This is a genomic window from Pseudomonas lini (genome assembly GCF_001042905.1).
GTDB lineage: Bacteria > Pseudomonadota > Gammaproteobacteria > Pseudomonadales > Pseudomonadaceae > Aquipseudomonas > Aquipseudomonas lini.
This window is the reverse complement of record NZ_JYLB01000008.1, coordinates 273,434-294,769: the sequence shown is the minus strand read 5'-3', so window position 1 is coordinate 294,769 and position 21,336 is coordinate 273,434. Positions and strand designations below refer to the sequence as shown.

The window sequence follows — 21,336 nt, the reverse complement described above, 5'->3', positions numbered from 1 at the left end:
ACGGTCCCTGAAGATGAAACCTCAAGGGTAGAGTCTGCCCCTCAGGGGAGAGTCAAGGCGTTCAGCAAGGCCTGGGCATAACCGGGCAGCACGGCGAAGTCCCGGGCGCACAGCAACAGTTTGCGTCGGGCCCACGGCTCTTTCAGTGCGATGCTTTTGAACGGCGTTTCAGCTGACCAGCGTTCGACCGCCGCCAAGGGCACGATCGCCAGCCCGGCACCTCGGGCGACCATGCGCATCACGCCATCGAAGCCATCGGCACGGATGCGGATCTGCATCCGTAAGCCGCTGTGCAGGGCTTGTTCTTCCAGGTACACGGCCAAGGCGCTGTTGGCGTTCAGACCGACGTAATCATGATGCAAGGTGGCGCTGAAATTTAACGGTCCGGTGTCGGCCAAGGGGTGATCGCGCGGAAGGATCAGTACCAGCGGGTCATCGCGGAAATAGCGAGTCTCAAGGCCGTCGGTATCCACAGCGTCAGACACGATGCCCAGGTCCGCCGCACCTTGGCGCAAGGCATGGGTAATGCGCGCGCTGGGCAGCTCTTGCAGGTCGATGTCGAGGTTCGGATGGTCGCGCAGAAAGTCTGCCAACAACTCTGGCAAGTACTCGGTGATCGCTGTGGTGTTGCACAACAACCGCACCTGGCCTTTGACCCCTTTGGCGTATTCGGCCAGGTCTTGCTGCATACGCTCGGCCTGTTGCAAAAGAACTCGGGCGTGCTGCGCCAGGGCTTTGCCGGCGGGCGTTTGCGTTATGCCGCGACGGCCGCGCTCCAGAAAATCAGTGCCAAGTGAAGATTCCATCGCGCGGATTCGTGCGCTCGCCGCTGCCAGGGACAGATGACTGCGAGCGGCGCCGGCGGTGATGTTGCCGGTGTCGAGGATGTGCAGGTAGAGGCGCAGGTCGGTCAGGTCGAAGTGCATGGTGACAGCCTCAGGAGGTTTGTTGGCTGGGCGGACGTCTTCGCGGGCAAGCCTCGCTCCTACAGGATTCATGTCGTTCTGGAGATCACAGATCCCCTGTAGGAGCGAGGCTTGCCCGCGAAAGCGTCAGCAGCCGCAACGAAAATTCTAGCCTCCACCAAATCAAGAGGCAGCCTCAGTATATGGCAGATTTTAAAGGCAACCATCAGGGCTCACCATAGCCCCATGAATACACTCGCCGCGTTCTACCAACATCTCGGTTTGGCCCTGTCCTTGCTGGTCATCGCCACCTTCCTGCTGGCCGGGATGATCAAAGGCGTGATCGGTCTCGGTCTGCCAACCATTGCCATGGGCTTGCTCGGTCTGGCTATGGCACCGTCGCAGGCTGCGGCGCTGCTGATCATTCCCGCCACCCTGACCAACGTCTGGCAACTGGCATTCGGTGGTCATTTGCGCGGGCTGATGAACCGCTTGTGGCCGATGCTGCTGGCGATTTTCATCGGCACGGGTGCCGGTACTTTGTGGATCGGCATGGCCGGTGGGCAGTGGGTCGTGCGGGGGCTGGGGGCGGCGTTGTTGATATACGCCTTGAGCGGGTTGCTCCTGCCGACCTTGCGCGTCGCAGGTCGCACAGAGCGTTGGCTCGGTCCGCTGTGCGGTGTGCTGACAGGCATCATCACCTCGGCCACCGGTGTCTTCGTGATTCCGGCGGTGCCTTATCTGCAAGCGCTGGGCTTGAGCAAGGATGAACTGGTGCAGGCGCTGGGCCTGTCGTTCACCGTCTCGACCCTCGCGTTGGCCGCCGGCCTGTTATGGCGCGGCGCCCTCGGCGGTGGCGAGTTGAGCGCGTCGCTGTTGGCGCTGATTCCGGCGGTACTCGGCATGCTGTTGGGGCAATGGCTGCGCCAGCGGATCAGCGCCGTGTTGTTCAAGCGTGTGTTCTTCATCGGCCTCGGCGTGCTCGGCGGCCACTTGCTGATCAGCGGCTAGCGGACGAAGCGCTGAGCATCTCGATCGGGCGGATATCGAAATCCCGTTCCAGATACTCCATGCGCATGTCGAGGAACTGCTTCATGTGCGGCAGGTTCGAGTGCTCGTCCAAGTGGGCCTGGGATTGCCAGATCTCGTAGAAAATAAACAGCGTCGGGTCCTGTTTATCTCGCAGCATGTGGTACTCGATACAACCGGGTTCGGCGCGACTCGGTTCGACATAGGCATGGAAGAACGCTTCGAAGGCCTCGGCTTTTTCCGGGCGGGTCTTGGCGTGCAGGATGAAGCCTTGCAGTTCGCTCATCAGGTTGTCCTTGAAAGTCAGAATCGGCGCAAGTTTATGGCAACAATCCCCTATCGATTCGTGCGTATTGGTCAAATGAATTTTGCTGATTAAGCGCTTATTCCGCGCGAGTCGACTCGCTACTCTGCCGCCATCGAATTTCAACCTTGCGAGATCTTTCATGAAAAAAGTCCTGTTGCTCAATGGCGGCAAAAAGTTTGCCCACTCCGATGGCCGCTACAACACGACGCTGCACGAAGCCGCGCTGAGCGTGCTGGATCGCGGCGGTGTGGATGTGAAAGCCACGTTCATCGACGAGGGCTACGACGTTGCGGAGGAAGTCGCCAAATTCCTCTGGGCCGACGTGATCATTTATCAGATGCCCGGCTGGTGGATGGGCGCGCCCTGGACCGTCAAGAAGTACGTCGATGAAGTCTTCACCGAAGGCCACGGCAGCCTCTACGCCAGCGATGGCCGCACGCGCTCCGACGCGTCGCAGAAGTACGGCAGCGGCGGTTTGCTGCACGGTAAAAAATACATGCTGTCGCTGACCTGGAACGCACCGCAACAAGCCTTCGACGACCCGACCGATTTCTTCGAAGCCAAAGGCGTGGACGCGGTGTACTTCCCGTTCCACAAGGCCAACACCTTCCTCGGCATGACCGGTTTGCCGACCTTTCTGTGCGTGGATGTGATGAAACGCCCGAACGTCGACGCCGATGTGGCGCGGTATGAGCAGCACTTGAGCGAGGTGTTTGGCTTACCGGCCTGAATTTCCGGCTAGTATCCGTCGCAAAGGCGGGAAAGATCGCAGCCTGCGGCAGCTCCTACAGATGGCGTACGCCCGAAGGTTCGGGGTGCTCGCAATCCTTGTAGGAGCTGCCGAAGGCTGCGATCTTGGCGATTCATGCAACGCCGATTCGCAAACGAGGACACCCGTGAAAGCCAGATCCGATGAGTTGCAGATTTTTGTCTGCGTGATTGAATGCGGGTCGATTTCAGCTGCCGCCGAACAGGTCGGGCAAACGCCGTCGGCGGTCAGCCGCACGCTGTCGCGACTGGAGGCCAAGCTCGACACCACGCTGATCAACCGCACCACGCGGCGCATGGACCTGACCGAGGAGGGCAAGTACTTCTTCGAGCACGCCAAGCTGATTCTCGATCAGATGGACGAACTCGAAGAACGCTTGTCCTCACGCCAGCAAACCCCCTCCGGGCGTCTGCGAATCAACGCCGCCTCGCCGTTCATGCTGCACGCCATCGTGCCGTACATCGATGAGTTCCGCCGTCTCTACCCGGACATCCAGCTCGAACTCAACAGTAATGACCTGATCATCGACCTGCTCGAACAAAGCACTGACATCGCCATCCGCATCGGCACGCTGGCCGACTCGACCCTGCACGCCCGCTCACTGGGTTGCAGCCCGCTGCACATCGTCGCCAGTCCAGCGTATCTGGAACAACACGGCGTACCGGCCGCCGTTGCCGATCTGGCCGAACATACGCTGCTTGGGTTTACTCAGAACGAAGGCCTCAACCAATGGCCATTGCGCTATGTCCATGGTGATCGCTGGCCGATCCAGGCGTCGATCAGTGCGTCCAGCGGCGAGACAATCAGGCACCTGGCACTGGCAGGGCAGGGCATCGCCTGCCTGTCGCACTTCATGACCATCGACGACATCCGCGCCGGTCGCTTGCAGGTGCTGCTGGCGGAGTTCAACAGCGGATATCGCCAACCGATCAACGCGGTGTACTACCGCAACTCGCAACTTGCCCTACGGATTCAGTGCTTTTTGGACTTCATCCAGGGCAAATTGGCGGCTTATGCGATTGCGGATTTCAAGGGCTGATTCGTAGACCGCGTCATCGTTCTTCGCGAGCAAGCCCGCTCCCACAGTGGACTTGCGTCGATTCACGATGATGGGAACGACACAGGACCAATGTGGGAGCGGGCTTGCTCGCGAAAGCGTTTCTGCGGCCCATTCACTGGCCTGCCCGCCCTCAATTCCGTAACATCCGTCCTCTCTTCTCCCGCCTGTATTTTTAGGTAAACCATGAAACCCAAACGTCTGCGCGCCGATGTCCTGGCCGGACTCACGACCTCTTTCGCCCTGCTACCCGAATGCATCGCCTTCGCGCTGGTGGCCCACCTCAATCCATTGATGGGGCTTTACGGCGCTTTCATCATCTGCACCCTGACTGCGCTGTTTGGTGGGCGGCCGGGGATGGTGTCCGGTGCCGCCGGATCGATGGCCGTGGTGATCGTCGCGCTGGTGGTGCAGCACGGCGTGCAGTACTTGCTGGCGACTGTGTTGCTGGGTGGGTTGATCATGCTGGCGTTCGGTCTGTTGAGGCTGGGCAAACTGGTGCGCATGGTGCCGCACCCGGTAATGCTCGGCTTCGTCAACGGCCTGGCGATCGTCATTGCCCTGGCGCAGTTGGAGCATTTCAAGAGTGGTGAAGCCTGGCTCAGTGGCTCGCCGCTGTACCTGATGATCGGGCTGGTGGCGCTGACGATGGCCATCGTCTACCTGATGCCGCGCCTGACACGTACCGTGCCGCCGGCATTGGTGGCGATTCTGGGCGTTGGGTTGGCGGTTTACCTGCTCGGCCTGCCGACCCGCACCTTGGGCGACATGGCGAACATTGCCGGCGGTTTGCCGAGCTTCGCGCTGCCAGATATCCCATGGAGCCTGGAAACCCTGAGTATTGTTGCCCCTTACGCGATATTGATGGCGTTGGTCGGCCTGCTGGAAACCCTGTTGACCCTGAATCTCACCGACGAGATCACCGAGAGCCGCGGCTACCCGGATCGCGAGTGCGTGGCGCTCGGAGCCGCCAACATAGTTTCTGGCGTGTTCGGTGGCATGGGCGGCTGCGCCATGATCGGGCAAACCGTGATCAACCTCAGCTCCGGTGGTCGCAGTCGGCTTTCCGGCGCCGTGGCCGGAGTAATGATTCTGCTGTTCATCCTGTTTCTGTCGCCGCTTATCGAGCGTATTCCACTGGCCGCATTGGTCGGGGTGATGTTCGTGGTGGCGCAGCAAACCTTTGCCTGGGCCTCGCTGCGGGTGCTGAACAAGGTGCCGCTCAACGATGTTTTGGTGATCATCGCGGTGACGGTAATTACGGTGTTCACCGATCTGGCCTTCGCCGTGTTGTGCGGGATCATCATTGCGGCGCTCAACTTTGCCTGGCAACAGGCTCGCGAGTTGTATGCCGACAGTTATCAGGAAAGCGACGGCAGCAAACTCTACCGCCTGCACGGCACACTGTTTTTCGCCTCTACCACGCCATTCCTCAATCAGTTCGACCCCGCCAATGATCCGGCCCAGGTGACCCTTGATTGTCGCCACCTGAGCTTCGTCGACTACTCGGCCATTGCCGCGCTGAAGACATTGCGCGAGCGCTACGCCAAGGCTGGCAAGCAGCTACGCGTGCTGCATTTGTCCGAACGCTGCAAGAAACTGCTCAAACGCGCCAGCGAGCATCACGACTGAAATCCTTGAGTTATCGTTCCCATGCTCTGCGTGGGAATGCCTCACTGGACGCTCTGCGTCCGCTTCGGCATCTGACGCGGAGCGTCACGGGCTGCATTCCCACGCAGAGCGTGGGAACGATCGTAGGCGGATGAAAATTCCACTATCGAATTTTCATAACTCACGACCTCTCATACCTCTGCACGACATCCCTTATCCCTCCACGAAAATTACTTTCACTTCGTTTGAAAGTAGCTCGTCGAAATGATTTATGAGTTTCACAATCCATTCGACGTGACCCTTTCGAGGAGTACCGCATGACGCTTTCCTTCGGCTATTGGCTGCTGGTTTACGCCGCCATCGCCATCATTGCGCTGATCGTTCTGATCGCCCGTTACCGGATCAATCCCTTCATCGTCATCACGCTGGTATCCATCGGTTTGGCACTGCTGGCCGGGATGCCTCCATCGGGTGTGGTGGGCGCGTATGAGGCCGGGGTTGGCAAGACGCTGGGGCACATTGCGCTGGTGGTGGCGCTGGGCACGATGCTCGGCAAGATGATGGCCGAGTCTGGCGGCGCCGAGCAGGTGGCGCGCACGTTGATCGACCGTTTCGGTGAGAGAAACGCGCATTGGGCGATGGTCTGTATCGCTTTTCTTGTAGGACTGCCGCTGTTCTTCGAGGTCGGTTTTGTCTTGCTGGTACCCATCGCGTTCACCGTGGCGCGGCGGGTGGGCGTGTCGATTCTGATGGTCGGCTTGCCGATGGTCGCGGGACTCTCGGTGGTCCATGCGCTGGTACCGCCGCACCCGGCGGCGATGCTGGCGGTGCAGGTCTATCAGGCGTCGGTGGGGCAGACGTTGCTCTATGCGATTCTGATCGGCATTCCGACCGCGATCATCGCCGGCCCGCTGTATGCCAAATTCATCGTGCCGCGCATTCAACTGCCGGCGGATAACCCTTTGGAGCGCCAGTTCCTCGAGCGTGAACCGCGCGATAGCCTGCCGGGATTCGGCATCACCATGGCGACCATTCTGTTGCCGGTGGTGCTGATGTTGATCGGTGGTTGGGCCAATCTGATTTCCACCCCGGGCAGTGGTTTCAACCAGTTTTTATTGTTCATCGGCAACTCGGTGATCGCCTTGCTGTTGGCGACGTTGCTGAGTTTCTGGACCCTCGGCCTGGCCCAGGGCTTCAACCGCGAATCGATCCTCAAGTTCACCAATGAATGCCTGGCGCCGACCGCCAGCATCACCTTGTTGGTAGGCGCCGGCGGTGGCTTGAACCGAATCCTGGTGGACGCAGGTGTCACCCATCAGATCGTCAGCCTGGCCGATGAATTCCAGCTGTCGCCACTGTTGATGGGCTGGCTGTTCGCCGCGTTGATGCGCATCGCCACCGGTTCCGCCACGGTCGCCATGACCACCGCTTCAGGGATTGTTGCGCCGGTGGCCGTTGGTCTGGGTTATCCCCACCCGGAGTTGTTGGTGCTGGCGACGGGGGCGGGGTCGGTTATCTTTTCCCACGTCAACGACGGCGGCTTCTGGTTGATCAAGGAATACTTCAACATGACCGTCACCCAGACCTTCAAGACCTGGACGGTGCTCGAGACCATCATCTCGGTGGTCGCCTTCGGTTTGACCGTAGGTCTTTCTTACCTGCTTTAGTCGGAGCCATCCGCCATGGACATCCTCTATCAGATCCGCGCCCGTCAGGATTCCTTCAGCGCCGGCGAAGGACGCATCGCTAGGCTGATGCTCGACGACGTAGGATTTGCCGCCTCCGCCAGCCTCGACGAGTTGGCGCAGCGGGCGGAAGTCAGCACCGCCACGTTGTCGCGTTTTGCCCGTACCGTCGGCTGCCGCGACCTGCGAGATTTGCGCCTGCAACTGGCCCAGGCCAGCGGCGTCGGCAGTCGCTTTCTCGACCCGGCGGGGACGCCTGAACAGTCGGCGTTCTATGGGCAGATCGTCGGCGATATCGAGTCGACCTTGCGTCAGCACTTGTCGGCGTTCGATGAATCGCGTTTCGCCGATGCGGTGAAGCTGCTGGGCAAGGCGCGGATGATTCACGCCTTCGGCATGGGCGGCTGCTCGACCCTGTGCAGCGATGAGTTGCAAGTGCGGCTGGTGCGCCTCGGCTACCCGATTGCGGTGTGTCACGACCCGGTGATGATGCGCGTCACCGCCGCCAGCCTCGGTGCCGAACATGCGATCATCGCCTGTTCGCTGACCGGCATCACCCCCGAGCTGCTCGAAGCAGTGGATCTGGCTCGCAGCTACGGCGCCCGAATTCTCACGATCACCCGGGCTGACTCGCCGCTGGCGCAACTGGCCGATGTGTTGTTGCCGCTGCAAAGCGCCGAGACCTCCTTCATCTACAAACCCACGGCGGCGCGCTACGGCATGCTGCTGGCTATCGACGTGCTCGCTACCGAGCTGGCGCTGGCCAGTCCTGAAGACAATCAAGAACGTCTGCGGCGGATCAAACTGGCCCTGGACGACTACCGCGGCGGCGACGATCACTTGCCGCTGGGAGACTGACATGACGTACGACACGCTGATCCGCAACGCGTTGATTATCGATGGCAGCAACGCCCCCGGTTACCCCGCTGATGTGGCGATTCTGGACGGCCGCATCGAGCGTATCGGCGACTTGCACGACGCTCGCGCCACCGAAGAAATCGACGCGGCCGGGAGGGTGTTGGCCCCAGGTTTCATCGACGTGCACACCCATGACGACACAGTGGTGATCCGTCAGCCGCAGATGCTGCCCAAGCTCAGCCAAGGCGTGACCACGGTGATCGTCGGCAACTGCGGGATCAGCGCATCGCCAGTGAGTTTACGTGACGAGCCGCCGGACCCGATGAACCTCCTCGGCACAGCAGCGGCGTTCGTTTATCCGCGCTTCAGCGACTATCGCGCGGCTGTGGAAGCGGCGAATACCACGCTGAACGTGGCCGCATTGGTAGGGCACACCGCGTTGCGCAGCAATCACCTGGAGGACCTGTTTCGCACCGCCACCGCCGAAGAAATCAGCGCGATGCGCGAGCAACTGCGAGAGAGCCTTGAGGCCGGTGCCTTGGGTTTATCCACAGGCCTGGCGTATGCCAACGCCTTCTGCGCTTCCACCGACGAAGTGATGCAATTGACCGAAGAGCTGACTGCATTCGGCGCTGTTTACACCACCCATTTGCGCAGTGAATTTGAACCGGTGCTGGAGGCCATGGACGAGGCATTCCAGATTGGTCTCCACGCGAAAGCCCCCGTGATCATTTCCCACCTCAAATGTGCCGGCGCCGGTAACTGGGGACGTAGTCCGCAACTGCTGGCGTCCCTCGAACACGCCGCGAAAACCCACCCGGTGGGCTGCGATTGTTATCCCTATGCGGCGAGTTCTTCGACCCTGGACCTCAAGCAAGTCACCGACGCCCATCGCATCACCATCACCTGGTCCACGCCGCATCCACAAATGGGTGGCCGGGATTTGATCGACATCGCCGCCGAGTGGGATGTGCCGTTACTCGAGGCCGCCCGCCGACTGCAACCGGCCGGGGCGGTGTATTACGGCATGGACGAAGCCGACGTACGAAGAATCCTCGCGCACCCGCTGTCGATGGTCGGCTCTGACGGTTTGCCGGAAGACCCGTTTCCCCATCCACGGTTGTGGGGCGCGTTCCCACGAGTACTCGGACATTTCAGTCGCGACATAGGGCTGTTTCCGCTGCACACCGCCGTGCACAAAATGACCGGGCTGTCGGCGGCGCGATTCGGTTTGAAGGAACGCGGCGAGATTCGCGAAGGGTATTGGGCGGATCTGGTGTTGTTCGATCCTGCGACGATTCGCGATGTGGCGGACTTCAATGACCCGCAACGGGCGGCGGAAGGGATTGATGGGGTTTGGGTAAATGGAGTCTTGAGTTACAGCGAAGGACAGGCGAATGGAAGAAGGGAAGGACGGTTTCTGGCGCGGGAAGGGGATTTGCGGAAAGGATTTCATTGATCGGTGATATCGAAAGGATCACAGCCCCTGTAGGAGCTGCCGAAGGCTGCGATCTTTTGATCTACGTCTCATAGTGGCACATCGCGTTTAAAGAAAGCCGTCACCAAGCCGAAGCGCTGACATCCAGCCCAGCTACACTCTGGGCCTTTTCAGTCTGGGAGCAACGCCATGAGCTTCGGCAAAACCACCCCGATCCTGCGGATTTTCGATGAAACCAAGGCAGTGGAGTTCTACGTCGACTTCCTGGGGTTCAAGATCGATTGGCAGCATCGCTTCGAAACAAACTTCCCGCTGTACCTGCAGATCTCCCGTGGCGAATGCGTGCTGCACCTGTCCGAACACCACGGTGACAGCACACCGGGTTCGGCGTTGCGGATCGAGACCGATGAACTGGAGGTGTTCCAGCAGCAACTATTGGCCAAGGAGTATCAGTTCTCCCGCCCGCAAATTCAGGCCATGCCCTGGGGGAGCCAAGACATGACCATCAGTGATCCGTTCGGCAATCGGTTGGTGTTTACCAATGCGATTAGTGTTTGAACCGAGCAACGTCTGGAGCGAACAAGTTAGTCATGGCAATCCCGTCATCTTCTGTTTCGTCCCGTTGTCCGACGCGAAAGTGGCGCCTGGTTTATTTGCTGTACCCGAGCGTTGTACCCCGCATAGTCGGGGGCATTTCGTCCGGTCGGAATACTGATTCCTTCCGGAAGAATGCCACTACAGTTAATACAGGCAGGGAACGGCTGAGGGGCGTCTCCCCGAGACAATGTGTCTGTGAATACAGTGGTTTCTGAAAGTATCCTTTCCGCTCTATCCGGATAGAGCGCAACAATTGAATTCACCAGTCGGACCTCTGCATGAGTCCCGGGTCCACCAGCGAGCATCGGCATGATCCCCCCCATTTTATCGATATGGGTCTCGATCCAATCCCGGGTTGGTTGTTGCAGTTCATGGGCGCTATCGGCCAGCCTGCTTAATGTAGGTGAATCTTTTAATACGTCTTCATCTGTAATTACATTATGGAACATGTTATTGCGTGCCGCGGCGTACCGATGGGACACATCGGTCAAATATTCAGCCGTGTTACTGATCTTGTAGGTTCCGAATTGCAAGTAGTGCTCGGCAGTCTGGGCGTCGCCTGGGTAACGAGTATCTACCCCTCGATACCCCCTCATGCTGCCTTGAGGTTTCGGGATGTTAAAAAAGTCGCTGAGCCCAATTTCGCTAGACTTGATGTGGCCATACGAGTGAGCAAGGAATTCCTTTTTCAACAAATTTTCATCTAAAAAATAATCTGATCTTTTATCGAAGTCATCGGGCATCAAGCGATAGGTAAAGTCACCTTTAGCCTTATCCATGATTTCCTGAGAGCGGGCTCTACCCCAATCTTCGAACTCTTTAAGATCTTCATCTCTCATCAGGCCCTTATGGTCGACGAATCTCAACGGGTTGTTCCCCACCATGCAATACAGGTTCAGCCCGTCGACCGTCCCCGCCGGATCAGGGCTGATCCAACGTTGCAACCACGGTGCGTAATACCGGTGCCCGTAGTAGTAGAGGCCACTGGCATCGCGTTCTTTTCCGGAATATCGAATGGTCCGGTAATCGGCTTCCACCTTCGAGCGAGACGCTGTCCATGCCGTTCCGCCAAATGGGAAGTAGCTCTCCTGACTGATCAAGTCGGCCTTGCCATCAAGTTCCAGTGAGCTGGAACCCAAATGGTCATCAAGGCTATAGCGCAGTTGATCTGCGGGAATACCTTTGGGCTGGCCTTCGGTCCAGTGCAGGCAACGAACGCTGCCACGACCGGCCTGCACCGTTATGACTTCCAGCCGTTCCTTCCCTCGAGTACGGATTTCGATGCCCGGTAAATAACGGACCTCTCGGGTGTGAGTGATCGATGCACCCTGGGTGGTTGTAGTTTTGCGAAGACGCTGACCACTGCCGTCATAGTCGTAACGTTCATGGTCGTCAGGGCCATCCTCACGCTTGAGCAACATCACGCGGGTAAGTTGATTGAGTGCATTCCATTGCAGCGACTGACCGGATTGCAAGTCTTGCAGATTGCCGTTGTCATCAAAGGTCGTAGCAGTGCCTGGCAATTCAGAGCCCTGGCACCAGGACACCAGACGATTATTGAGATTTGCCACGTTAAAAGTTCGGGTGTAATTGTTGCGATCCCGCACATGGCGCAGCTCGGTCAGGTTACCGCCAGCGTCGTATGTGTAGTGTTGGGTGAAATTGAACAGTTGCCGGGTATCGATGGGTGTAATACCGAGCGCGGGAACATATGGCGCAGTGGTTGTTCCTGCCGTTTCTCGTCCCGTTGCACTGGTCAATTGATAGAGGCTGTCATAGGTGAATGTGCTGACGGCTTCGACCTTTTGATTGCTACCAAATTGAACTGGTTGGGCCTTGTCCTCGATGTGCGTCACATTGCCCACCGCGTCATGGCTGTAGTGCAGCGACTGCAAGGTGCGGTCCGATTCGGAGGCAGTCAGCGAGGTCAATCGACCGCTGGCCGGATCGAATACCGCGCGGCTGATGACGTTGTTGCCGGCCGTCTGCGATTCAACCTGGCCAAAGGCGTTGTAAACGAGATCCTTCACCAGGGTATTTTCGATTTCGGCATCTTTGAGTTTCAGGCTCACGGTGTTGAGTCGGCCTGCAACATCAAAGGAAAATCGCTGCAGGTGTTGACCGGCATCCACCTGCCGGATGACCTCTCCCGTTGCGTCGTAGTGCCATTGCGTTTTGTAGCCATCGCCCGTTTCTCGCAAGAGGTTTCGGCTGTGTTCCTCTGCCGGCCAGTCTAAAGATTCGGCATTCAACAGAAAGTGGCGTGTCTGACGCGAGGGTTTACCGCCAGGGGAGTATTCGTCGATGAGCAGGGTGCCTGCTTCGTCGTCGTGGCGAATCAACACGCCACATCGATTGAGTGCGGCCGAATCTTTCGAGCTGTCGCCGTAACTGAAGCGTTCGATGATACGTGCCGGCTGCCCCGGTGACTCTTCCTTGATAGTGATCGGCCGCAATTGATTATCGAAGGTCGTTTGCCAATGATTGCCTCGCTGGTCCCAGTTGCGAAGTGTCTGTCCGGCGTCCCCCGGCAGGTTCAGTCGCCACCCGGCGTCAACGCTGTCTACCAGCAGTGGTTTGCCGGACAGGCTGTAGAGGGTTGTCAGATTGGCCTTCGCAAATTTTCCAAACAGTCGCGGATCCCGCTGCGCTATTACGCGTCCGGCAAGGTCATGGTCCTGGCTGGTAATGCGTGCCTGGGCGCTGTCATCTGCGTTGCATCGCCAGTAAGCGACTTGCCGTACAGGTAGCCCGCGGCTGTCGAGGGCGTTGATCGTCGGTGTCTTGTTGTGCAGACGTGCGTTCATGCTTCACCTCCGGTAGTGGCGGTGGGTTTGGGCAAGACCTCTTCCAGCGTGTCGTTTTCGTCTTCGTACACGGTGTACCAAGGGTGGCGGGTATACCTTCGCATGCAGGAAACGCCGTTTTGTTCGGCTTGACGCGTACAAGCAAGGCGGCCCAACGGATCGTAAAACTGTTTGTCGTGGTGGCTGGAAGTGCGCAGGGACGCATCATCGATATAACGGTGCTTATCGGAGAACCAGGGGCGGTAAATGCGGATCGGCAATCCCTTGTTGTTGTATTCGACCCGTTCACTGACACGCCAGCGCTGTTCGGCAACCTTTTGTTTGTATTGGAGCGTGCGACCGAAACCGTCGAGGTCAGTGACGGTGATGCGAATTTGCTTCTGATCGTCATCTGGAAAACGATCGGCGATCAGGACGGCCATGTGCACCGGTTCACGTGTCGAGGCGGTTAGTTCGCTTTTCAGTTTTACGTCGTCGACAGAAAGGGGGGCAGGGTCCGACAACCTGGTTCGAGCAGACGCACGGATATGTCCGGTCGGTAGCAAGTCATGATGGGTCACGCAACGGTTTAGCCAGTCTTTGTCCGCCAACGCTACGTCCGATATGCAGCCCATCCAGCTGAATGGCGCGTAAAAGAGGGTGCTGGCAGCGTCCTGTAGCGCGTCTTTTTCCCACTTGATGGCGTCTGTCGGATTGTCGAATGCTGGCCGTTTGTATTCGGCGACAGGTTTGAAACCGACGTGTTTGTTGCCGGAGTTGCGGTGGAAGCTGCTGGCCAACACTTGCCCGAAACCGTTGTAGAGGCCCTCTTGTACGTTGCCGTTGGGATCACTGATGCTCAGGGGCTGGAATGATCGGTAATCATGGGTGGCCTTGGTGATGCAGCCATCTGGCTGTTCGAACTCGGTGATGAGACAGTGATAGTTGTCGTAGCGGACCTTGGTCACACCCAAACTTGGGTTCGCTTGCAAGTTCAGTGGCCGGTAGAAACCTTCCAGCCTGGCATAAGTCACGAACCCGTGTTTGACGGACCAGAGTTTTGCTACAGCGGTAGAAAGCGGGAGAAATTCGGTCATGCGCTGATAGCCGCTGCGTTCGAACAGTCTTCCTTTTGGTCGAGAGGCTTTTGGCAAAACATCGAAGGCCTTTAAGGCCATCTCGTCCAGTTCGGCTGTTTCTACATGATCGGGCAGTGCCTCGAAATGAGTGACGCCGTCTGGCAGGGTTTGGGCATCTGTAGAGTGCCGGTAGCGTTGCACGCTCAATGCAGTCAGAAGGCATTGGGTCGTCCACACGGTTCCCTTGACGAACTCGACGAACTTTTCGTAAGTAATGTCCTTTATGGTCAAGCCCAAGGCTTCGGGGGCTTTGGGAAATTTCAAGGCATTGACGCGCTGACGGTAAGGCAGCCCCAACCGCCATTCCTGATCGCGGTCAAGATGAATGAATTCGGCACGGGTTTCGTTCAGGTAGTAGAACTGTTGCGCCGGGTCATGAGCGTCGCGCCACCATTGTTGTTGGTCAGTATCACTGAACGGTGCTGCGTCACCGACGGTTTTGCGTCGGGCGTAATGGACGTTCACACTATGAGTAAGGGTGCCATAAGCATCGTGCTGCAAATTCAGTGTGTGCTGGCATTGAGGATCATCAGTGATGTTTTCGTACTGGTAGCTGATGGACTCCAATGGCAGTGGCAACATCCTTGCGTAGCGCTGATTTTTCCCGGGGGGGTGTAGTTGCCGAACCAGGAAACGGTTTTCTTGAATCGAATACAGTGTTCTGGTTTTCTGGCGCTTATCGACTCCGAAGAGCTCGGTACGTAGTGGGCGTCCGCAAAGGGCGCGGGCCATTTCACGGCTAGTCAGTTCATCCCGTGGCAGGATGAGCGTGTCGTTGCCCGTGTCAGGGGAGTACTGACACAGCAGTGTCTTGCCCAGTTTTACTGCTTGCTTGTCTGCGCGGTGATAACGGCCACGTGACGCGTCAACGGCTTGCCCGGTATGGAACCAGCGCTTTTGCAGGCATGGCAGGGTGAAACCTGGGGACTCGGTATCGCCCCCGGTCGTTTCGCTATCGGTTTGCAAGAGCAGACCGAAACCGCGGAATTCGCGTTCAATGCCATCGTAATAGCCTCTGCTATAGGAAAAACTCTGGCTCTGCCGGTTGCCGGTAATCTCATCGAGCCGGGTCAGCTTCGAGACCAGATGCAGGGCAAATGGCACATGGCAGACGGGCGCGCGGTCGGCGTTGACCTCGTTCTTTTTTTCATCCAGCCACTCCTGCGCTGAGCTGCGGTAGCTGATGCTGCCGGCAGCCCCCATATTGTTGTTGGTGCCGGTGAGCAAATAGGGTTTTGCACTGACGAAGTCGTAACGCCAATGCCGGGGTGTCCTGTGCGGCACGGTCAGAATCAGGCTGGAACAGCCGAGCCCCTGTAGATCGGCGATGCTGACCTGACATAAACGGTCATAGCTCACACCCGCCGGCCAGGGGAGGGTAACGGGCGCGTCGAAGCTATTGCCGCCACGGTTCATGAAGATCAATGCGTGGCCCGCGTTCAGGTAGATCAAATCGGTTGCACCGGAGCCGTCCAGATCTGCCAGGCGAACACGTGAAGCGTCAAATGCCTCGTAGGCAATATTCGGCGAGCCCAACACGACTCCTTTGCCGAAGCGTCCACGACCCAGGTTTGGCCAGCACTTCACTTCGTTGTGACGAATGCGCACCAGATGCTGTTGGCCACTGCCCAAAACATCACTGAACGCTACCAGCTCGGTGGATGACGGCCTGAGCACTGGCAGGGAGTCGTCATGCGTGTCGTGGGGCACTTCGCGAGCCGCCGTAAACCCTTTTTCTCGATGATTGGCGTACAGGCGCACGCTGCGAGGGCCGATTAGCGTCAGATCACTGAGTCCCTGGCCCATCAGATCGGCCAGTTGCCCTTCAGGGCTGAAAAACTCCAGGGGGAATTGGCTGAACGTGGCGAAATCCGACCAGTTGCGATCAGGCTTGAGGGAGAAGAAACCGTACAATCCGGGTCGAGTAATCACCCAGTCCAGACGTCCGTTGCCGGTGAGGTCGCTCAGTGACTGATGCATCGGTTTTGCAGCATTGGCAGCAGGGATAGCGGGTAATGCGCTCCACTGATCATAAGCCACGCTATCTTTTTTGCCCTCGGCTCGCATGGGCTCGCGGTAGTACCAGGCATTTCCACTGGAATAAAGCACTCCCGGCAGTCCTTCGCCGTACAGGTCAACGAGCTGGTAATGCTGCCCGTCATTGAGGCCTGGCATGTTTTCAAACCGCTTCCATTGGCTGACGGAAGGTAGATTGAACTCGCTGTAGTTGAATTCGAGTGGGGGACGATTTTCGGCGGTTGCCAAATCGGTAAACGCCTGATCATGAGCTGCGCTCAAGTGGCAGTACCCCAAAGGCGTTTGGCGGTAATCCAGCAAAAGGCGACGAACCAGAGCCGGGTCGGCACCCAATTCGTCAGGGAAACGGTGAAACATCAGAACCTGGCGGCACAGGCGTTCGGTACGTAGTTCAAAGCCATAAGCGAAACTGGAAAAGCGGTCGTCGCGGGTTAGCCATTGTTGCTCCGTGTAGGACGGTTTCTGATCGTAGCCGGTACTGCGCTCGCCGTAGTCAAACAGCAATTCGAAGTGCCATTTCACCGTAGCGAGGCGGTCTGCTGTCCATAGGTAAAGGTGAGCATCCGCCGCGAAGTTGCCGTAGCAGACATGACTCAAATAGCGCTGGGCAGTGGTGCCCTGTTCGTTTGTTTCGGCTTTGTACCGGTAGAGGATGTGTTCGCCGTGCGCGTTCATACTCTCCTCCAGCAACCACTCGCCGACCCGGCTCGCATTGAGTGGATCGGAGCGCCGCGATAACTGACGTTTTCCGTACAAATGAAGGCTGCCATCCGCACCGTGCACCAGCCAGAAACCCGGCTTGTCGCTCTCCGAGGACCAATGTTCAATGCGCTCGAAAGAGCTTTCGACTCTGGGAAAGTGACGTACTACCGCGTAGATCGTATCCAGTTGCAGGTCGTTGTATTTGCTGATGCGCGATTGAATGATGGTGCCGTCTGCATCGCGCTCCGGCATCCACACCACCCCGCCCGGACCGATAATCTCATCCTCTTCGGTATAGGCCGGCACCCCCGTGCTGGTGCGTCGTGCCACAACTGGCAATGAGATTCCCCAGCCGATGCCAAATACGCCGTTGCCCGCAGAGCTTGAATAGCTGAGAGAGAGGGACGGGGCGAAGCCGCGTCCCGGTGAAATCGGCAAGGCAATCTCATAGGACGCCGCGCCATGGGCACCGACGGTGCCCAATCCTTTGCCAATGCTCTGAATGGCCCCCCCTCCTTTGGGCAATGACGGGGCGTGGACAGGTAATGCTGTCTGCTCACTCATTGCGCCCCCCCGCCTGCCCGGGCCGTATAACAAACGTGCACGATGACATCGGTGAGCGACTCAAGCGTGGTCTTCTGGGCGGCATGATTGGGAAACGACAGCTTCCATTTAGAAATCGCGCCGGTGTATTCAAACGGCAGGTAGCGCTCGTCCTGAAAACTCAGGGTGAAAAGACCGTTATCGTCGATACCTGTCGACAGGGCGATGTGTTGATTGGCCCGCAGACCTTTCATAACCGTCTTGTCGGGGCCGGGCATGACCACTTCGCTGCCGGTCTGGGTCAGCGTGGCACGGATATCTTCATAAGGGCCAAGGACAGCCGGCAGGGAAATACTGATGCTTTTGATCCGGCGCAAACGGTGCCCCGGATAGTCGTTTTCAAACAGGGACTCCATCAATTCGAACTCGCACGAGCCAGTATCGACCAGGGTGGACTTAATACCTTTGATCGACGTTTTGTCTGCTGCGAGCGTATCGTCCCAGGGTTTGTTGATCGATGGCGCAGACTTGTCCTCGGTCTTTTCCTTCGCGTGAAGTTGGCGTAACGACACGGTCTTGCGAATTTCCAGCTCGCGCTCGTTGCCCAGCAGATAAGCGTTCTGCATCTTCACCAAGCCTAACTTCATACGCTCGCCGGGGCCGAGCCCACGGTAGGTGCTGTTCCATGTCTGGTGCTGGAAGAACGTTTGAGTGGTGTTGTCGGCTGTCTCGTAGCGCCAACTCCGTTCGGTGAATTGGCACAGAGAGAACGTTGAGTCATACACCTGATAGTAGAAACTGGAGAGTTGGTGGGTGAACCACTGGTAAAGCTGAGAGTTGGTAAAGCGCTGACTGAGAAAGTCGTAGGAGCTCCGGGCTTGAGCCAAAGAGGTTTGAGTTTGTCGTAACAGCAGTTGTGAGGCGGTCTCTCGTTCGGCTTCCAGCGCCAGTTGTGCATCAATCTGGGCAATTTCGAGCGTTGCCTGGTCACGTGCGAGCGTCCAATCCTGATGGCGGCGTCGATACTGCGCGGCGCGTTCCAGGGCCTCTCCAGCGCCATAGGCTGCGGTTGCCACACCTTGAGCCATGGCCATCATGGCGTGCGGGCCACCCTCCAGGCGGGTCCCGCCATCTGCCAGGCCAAATATGTTGGGCAACACTTTCAGACCCTGGCCGACTGCATTAGCCACATGGGCGCCGACTTCAGCGATGCGCCCCGACAAATGGAGTTCCGCAGCCGTTACTTCTTCTTGATTGACGATCTCGTTGACCAGCTGACTGTAGTAATCCTGGCGGCATTCGACGATGGCTTTACTGGCCAGTAGTGCTTCCCGGGATTTCTGGTTGATTTTCAGGGCCTGGGTCTGCAGGTCTACCGCATAGTTGGCCATATCCCAGATGTGCTGTTGCTGAAGCTCTTGATAACTGGCCTGTTCGCTGCGTTCGATGAACGACAGTAGTGTTGTGCCGAACTGAATCACTGTGTCTACCGCACTCATGGCTTGGGCGTGCAGAGCATTGAAACGGTAAGGCGGGATCTCTGTGCCAAGACGCGGGGCCATACCGGGCTCCGCAGCGCGTGGGGTATTGGCGCCGAGGCGATTGTCTGAAACGGCTGGAGCCGCGAAGAGCGCAAGCCTCAATGGGCGACCCACAATGTCGAGATTATGCCGGAGGTTGTGCAGGCGGCTTTCGAGCTTCTCCCAGCGAGGGAGCAGCATGGGATTGAAGGGTAAGCGCGAATGCGGGGCGTCAATCGCATGCGCGGAATGTGAATGGACGTATGGGCGAATACACACTTCAGGGGCCAACCCTGGTTCGGCAGTTGTCGGTTGGTGTTTACCGTCTTTACCCAGTTTTTTTTCAAATTCACGCAGCTTTTTATTGGGCTCCTCGCTGAATTCTTTCAACGTGAGCGCTGCCCATGGATCGGTTTGCCTGATATCCGGTCGTGGGCCCAAAAGGTTCTGTGCGCGCAGATACCAGAGCTTCGCGTCTGTCAGGCTGTCGGGGGTCAATTCGCGGTAAGCGGTGTCGCCGCGGTTGAGCAGAATATCGATATAGAGCATGTACAAGGCTTTGCGAAAGTGCACGGGATGACTCAGTGCAATCTGGTGCGGATCCTGTGGCCCCTGGATGGCGTAGCTGGATTGACCGGGCTTCGGAGCAGTGCCGGTAATCAGTGGCACCGCGTTCCAGTAGTCAGGGTTATTGTCACTGACTGCTTTTCGGGCGGGATTGAACAGGTACTGCAACCAACGCTCGGCTTCGCCGTATTGGCGCTCCTGAATGAAGCGGTGTGCCACCAGCCAGGGAAGGTAGAGAAACAGCTCGACGAAGTAGCGGCCGTAGGCACCGTAGAAATCCAGTTTTTCAAGCGGTTTGCCACTTTCGAATGGTGGTTCTTCCAAGTGCTGAGAGGACCAGGTCAGCAACTTGTCCATGCTTTGTTCCGCGCGCGCGATCAGGTGCCTGGCGAAGGTAATGTTCATTCGGATGGGGTGGCGAGGCTGGTTTGTCCGGGCATCGCCGTTTTCTATTTTTGAGCCTTGGAAGTTGATGAATTCTGTCGTACCTGATTTATCGTCCTGATAGGAATCGATCCGGGGGGCGACGTTCTCAAGCGACTTAGAGGAAGAAATGTTGAACTGGAGCGATCTTTTACTGGTCGATGGCCACGTTTCGGCGAACGCTGTTAGCAAAATGTCCTTTTCACTATTCAATCCATCGAGTTTTAGTGTCGGGGCGATAACGCAATCCTTGTCAATGCTGACCGAAATCCAGAACTGGTGAGAAGCCCCTGTCTTAACGTGTGCAGGACTATTGATAAACAGGGCAAGAAGCAATGACGCCACATCAGATGATTGATCGTGGATGGCAATGGTCTGTGTGCTTTCCAGCAACACTGTCAAATCCCGTTCATTAAGAACTTCCTTGGACGCGTAACCTTGCACGCATGTTTGCGGCGTACTCCAGCTCCCGTCATATTTCTTGAAACACATGTTCAGACGAAACAAAGGCTTGGTGTTGTCCTTGTTTTCTTCGTTGGCCGCCTGATCCTGAAAGATGCATTCAGCCCAGATCACATATAAGCGATTGTTGAACATGACCGGACGGATAGTGTGTTCGAGGGTGCTGTCGCAAACAGGTAGATTGATGCGGTGCCAGTCAGACCACGCTTGTGGTTCCGGTGCATCATATTTGGCCGACCGGGAGCCGGGCACAAAGGGGCGACAAGCCATGTCCAGCGAACGCCAGTACCAGGTATTGGCTGCACGGGACTTGGCAATGAAGTAATAAGTGCTGTTGGCGAAATCGCTTCCGTCAATGTAACCGTTGACGATTTCCAGGTTGGCCACTTCTTCCAGCCTGGTCAGATAGGCCAGCACAGCCGTTTGCACGGACTCGGCAGTGAGCTGGTTGCGGTTGAGGTCGTTTTCCAGTTGTTCGAAGCTTTCGGTTCTGGTTTTGCGAAGCGTCGGATCAAGGTATGTCGCAGGGAAATAGTACAGGCGCTGATTGGCCGCCCAGGCCTGGTAGTGATGTATGACGCTGCGCCAGGTGTCGACGTGATCGGTTGGAATCTGTGCGGTGTGATACCCCGGTTCCATGTTGGCCAGAATACTGTTGATGTATTGCTGAAGACTGGCAATGGCACAGGCAACCGGGCTGGTTGGCACGTCTTGACTGACCAGCACATCAAGTAACCAATACTGGTAAAGGTCATTGGCCGTTTTGAGGTGCTCTGCGATTTTCAGGGATTTCAGGGTTTCGTCTTTCGGGGCGATCGCTGACAGATAGAGCCCGAGCTGCGCATCACGCAGGCTTTCATTCAGCTGTTTTTCAATAGCGACAGACATGTTCATTCCTTGA

13 protein-coding genes are annotated in these 21,336 nt (G+C 57.6%); 8 read left to right on the top strand and 5 right to left on the bottom strand.

Annotated elements, in window-relative coordinates:
* Positions 1–41: 41 nt before the first annotated feature.
* Positions 42–926: a LysR substrate-binding domain-containing protein gene (locus tag TU81_RS23305; RefSeq protein WP_048396678.1), complete on the bottom strand. Its 885-nt coding sequence runs from the start codon at positions 924–926 to the stop codon at positions 42–44.
* Positions 927–1,151: 225 nt separating this feature from the next.
* Here TU81_RS23305 and TU81_RS23300 point away from each other — a divergent pair, with 225 nt between their 5' ends.
* Positions 1,152–1,916: a sulfite exporter TauE/SafE family protein gene (locus tag TU81_RS23300; protein ID WP_048396676.1), complete on the top strand. Its 765-nt coding sequence runs from the start codon at positions 1,152–1,154 to the stop codon at positions 1,914–1,916.
* Here the strand turns inward: TU81_RS23300 and TU81_RS23295 are convergent.
* The gene (locus TU81_RS23295; protein WP_038978852.1) at positions 1,906–2,220 is read right to left on the bottom strand and encodes a putative quinol monooxygenase; all 315 of its coding nucleotides are present in this window, start codon (positions 2,218–2,220) and stop codon (positions 1,906–1,908) included. The two genes, TU81_RS23300 and TU81_RS23295, sit on opposite strands and share 11 nt — an antisense overlap.
* A gap of 160 nt (positions 2,221–2,380) precedes the next feature.
* Here TU81_RS23295 and TU81_RS23290 point away from each other — a divergent pair, with 160 nt between their 5' ends.
* The 7 genes from TU81_RS23290 to TU81_RS23260 all read left to right on the top strand — a co-directional run bounded on the left by TU81_RS23290 (position 2,381) and on the right by TU81_RS23260 (position 10,217).
* Positions 2,381–2,971: an NAD(P)H-dependent oxidoreductase gene (locus TU81_RS23290; protein ID WP_038978853.1), complete on the top strand. Its 591-nt coding sequence runs from the start codon at positions 2,381–2,383 to the stop codon at positions 2,969–2,971.
* Positions 2,972–3,137: 166 nt separating this feature from the next.
* The gene (locus TU81_RS23285; protein WP_048396674.1) at positions 3,138–4,049 is read left to right on the top strand and encodes a LysR family transcriptional regulator; all 912 of its coding nucleotides are present in this window, start codon (positions 3,138–3,140) and stop codon (positions 4,047–4,049) included.
* 204 nt (positions 4,050–4,253) lie between these two features.
* Positions 4,254–5,699, top strand: a complete 1,446-nt coding sequence (locus tag TU81_RS23280) for a SulP family inorganic anion transporter (RefSeq protein WP_048396671.1) — start codon at positions 4,254–4,256, stop codon at positions 5,697–5,699.
* A gap of 296 nt (positions 5,700–5,995) precedes the next feature.
* Positions 5,996–7,345 (top strand): GntT/GntP/DsdX family permease, encoded by a 1,350-nt coding sequence (locus TU81_RS23275; RefSeq protein WP_048396669.1) that lies wholly within the window; start codon positions 5,996–5,998, stop codon positions 7,343–7,345.
* Positions 7,346–7,360: 15 nt separating this feature from the next.
* Positions 7,361–8,221, top strand: coding sequence for a MurR/RpiR family transcriptional regulator (locus TU81_RS23270; RefSeq protein ID WP_048396667.1), 861 nt, complete (start codon positions 7,361–7,363; stop codon positions 8,219–8,221).
* Position 8,222: 1 nt separating this feature from the next.
* Positions 8,223–9,680: an N-acyl-D-amino-acid deacylase family protein gene (locus TU81_RS23265; protein ID WP_048396665.1), complete on the top strand. Its 1,458-nt coding sequence runs from the start codon at positions 8,223–8,225 to the stop codon at positions 9,678–9,680.
* A 168-nt stretch (positions 9,681–9,848) separates the two neighbouring features.
* Positions 9,849–10,217 (top strand): glyoxalase superfamily protein, encoded by a 369-nt coding sequence (locus TU81_RS23260; RefSeq protein ID WP_048396664.1) that lies wholly within the window; start codon positions 9,849–9,851, stop codon positions 10,215–10,217.
* A 44-nt stretch (positions 10,218–10,261) separates the two neighbouring features.
* Here TU81_RS23260 and TU81_RS23255 read toward each other — a convergent pair whose 3' ends face one another.
* From TU81_RS23255 to TU81_RS23245, 3 genes are read right to left on the bottom strand one after another with little or no spacing between them, the layout of a single operon-like run.
* A complete protein-coding gene (locus TU81_RS23255) occupies positions 10,262–13,063 on the bottom strand; it encodes an RHS repeat-associated core domain-containing protein (RefSeq protein WP_048396662.1) in 2,802 nt (933 codons plus the stop codon).
* Entirely contained in the window at positions 13,060–17,484 is a 4,425-nt protein-coding gene (locus TU81_RS23250; RefSeq protein WP_048396660.1) for a SpvB/TcaC N-terminal domain-containing protein, read from the bottom strand. The genes TU81_RS23255 and TU81_RS23250 overlap by 4 nt, the downstream gene beginning before the upstream one ends.
* Positions 17,481–21,323: a Tc toxin subunit A-related protein gene (locus tag TU81_RS23245; RefSeq protein WP_048396658.1), complete on the bottom strand. Its 3,843-nt coding sequence runs from the start codon at positions 21,321–21,323 to the stop codon at positions 17,481–17,483. Before TU81_RS23245 ends, TU81_RS23250 begins: the two co-directional genes overlap by 4 nt.
* Positions 21,324–21,336 lie beyond the last annotated feature (13 nt).

What these genes read in the sequence shown, in the direction of transcription:
- TU81_RS23305 (WP_048396678.1), bottom strand. Translation starts at nt 926, where the DNA reads ATGCACTTCGACCTGACCGACCTGCGCCTCTACCTGCACATCCTCGAC.
- TU81_RS23300 (WP_048396676.1), top strand. Translation starts at nt 1,152, where the DNA reads ATGAATACACTCGCCGCGTTCTACCAACATCTCGGTTTGGCCCTGTCC.
- TU81_RS23295 (WP_038978852.1), bottom strand. Translation starts at nt 2,220, where the DNA reads ATGAGCGAACTGCAAGGCTTCATCCTGCACGCCAAGACCCGCCCGGAA.
- TU81_RS23290 (WP_038978853.1), top strand. Translation starts at nt 2,381, where the DNA reads ATGAAAAAAGTCCTGTTGCTCAATGGCGGCAAAAAGTTTGCCCACTCC.
- TU81_RS23280 (WP_048396671.1), top strand. Translation starts at nt 4,254, where the DNA reads ATGAAACCCAAACGTCTGCGCGCCGATGTCCTGGCCGGACTCACGACC.
- TU81_RS23275 (WP_048396669.1), top strand. Translation starts at nt 5,996, where the DNA reads ATGACGCTTTCCTTCGGCTATTGGCTGCTGGTTTACGCCGCCATCGCC.
- TU81_RS23270 (WP_048396667.1), top strand. Translation starts at nt 7,361, where the DNA reads ATGGACATCCTCTATCAGATCCGCGCCCGTCAGGATTCCTTCAGCGCC.
- TU81_RS23265 (WP_048396665.1), top strand. Translation starts at nt 8,223, where the DNA reads ATGACGTACGACACGCTGATCCGCAACGCGTTGATTATCGATGGCAGC.
- TU81_RS23260 (WP_048396664.1), top strand. Translation starts at nt 9,849, where the DNA reads ATGAGCTTCGGCAAAACCACCCCGATCCTGCGGATTTTCGATGAAACC.
- TU81_RS23255 (WP_048396662.1), bottom strand. Translation starts at nt 13,063, where the DNA reads ATGAACGCACGTCTGCACAACAAGACACCGACGATCAACGCCCTCGAC.
- TU81_RS23250 (WP_048396660.1), bottom strand. Translation starts at nt 17,484, where the DNA reads ATGAGTGAGCAGACAGCATTACCTGTCCACGCCCCGTCATTGCCCAAA.
- TU81_RS23245 (WP_048396658.1), bottom strand. Translation starts at nt 21,323, where the DNA reads ATGTCTGTCGCTATTGAAAAACAGCTGAATGAAAGCCTGCGTGATGCG.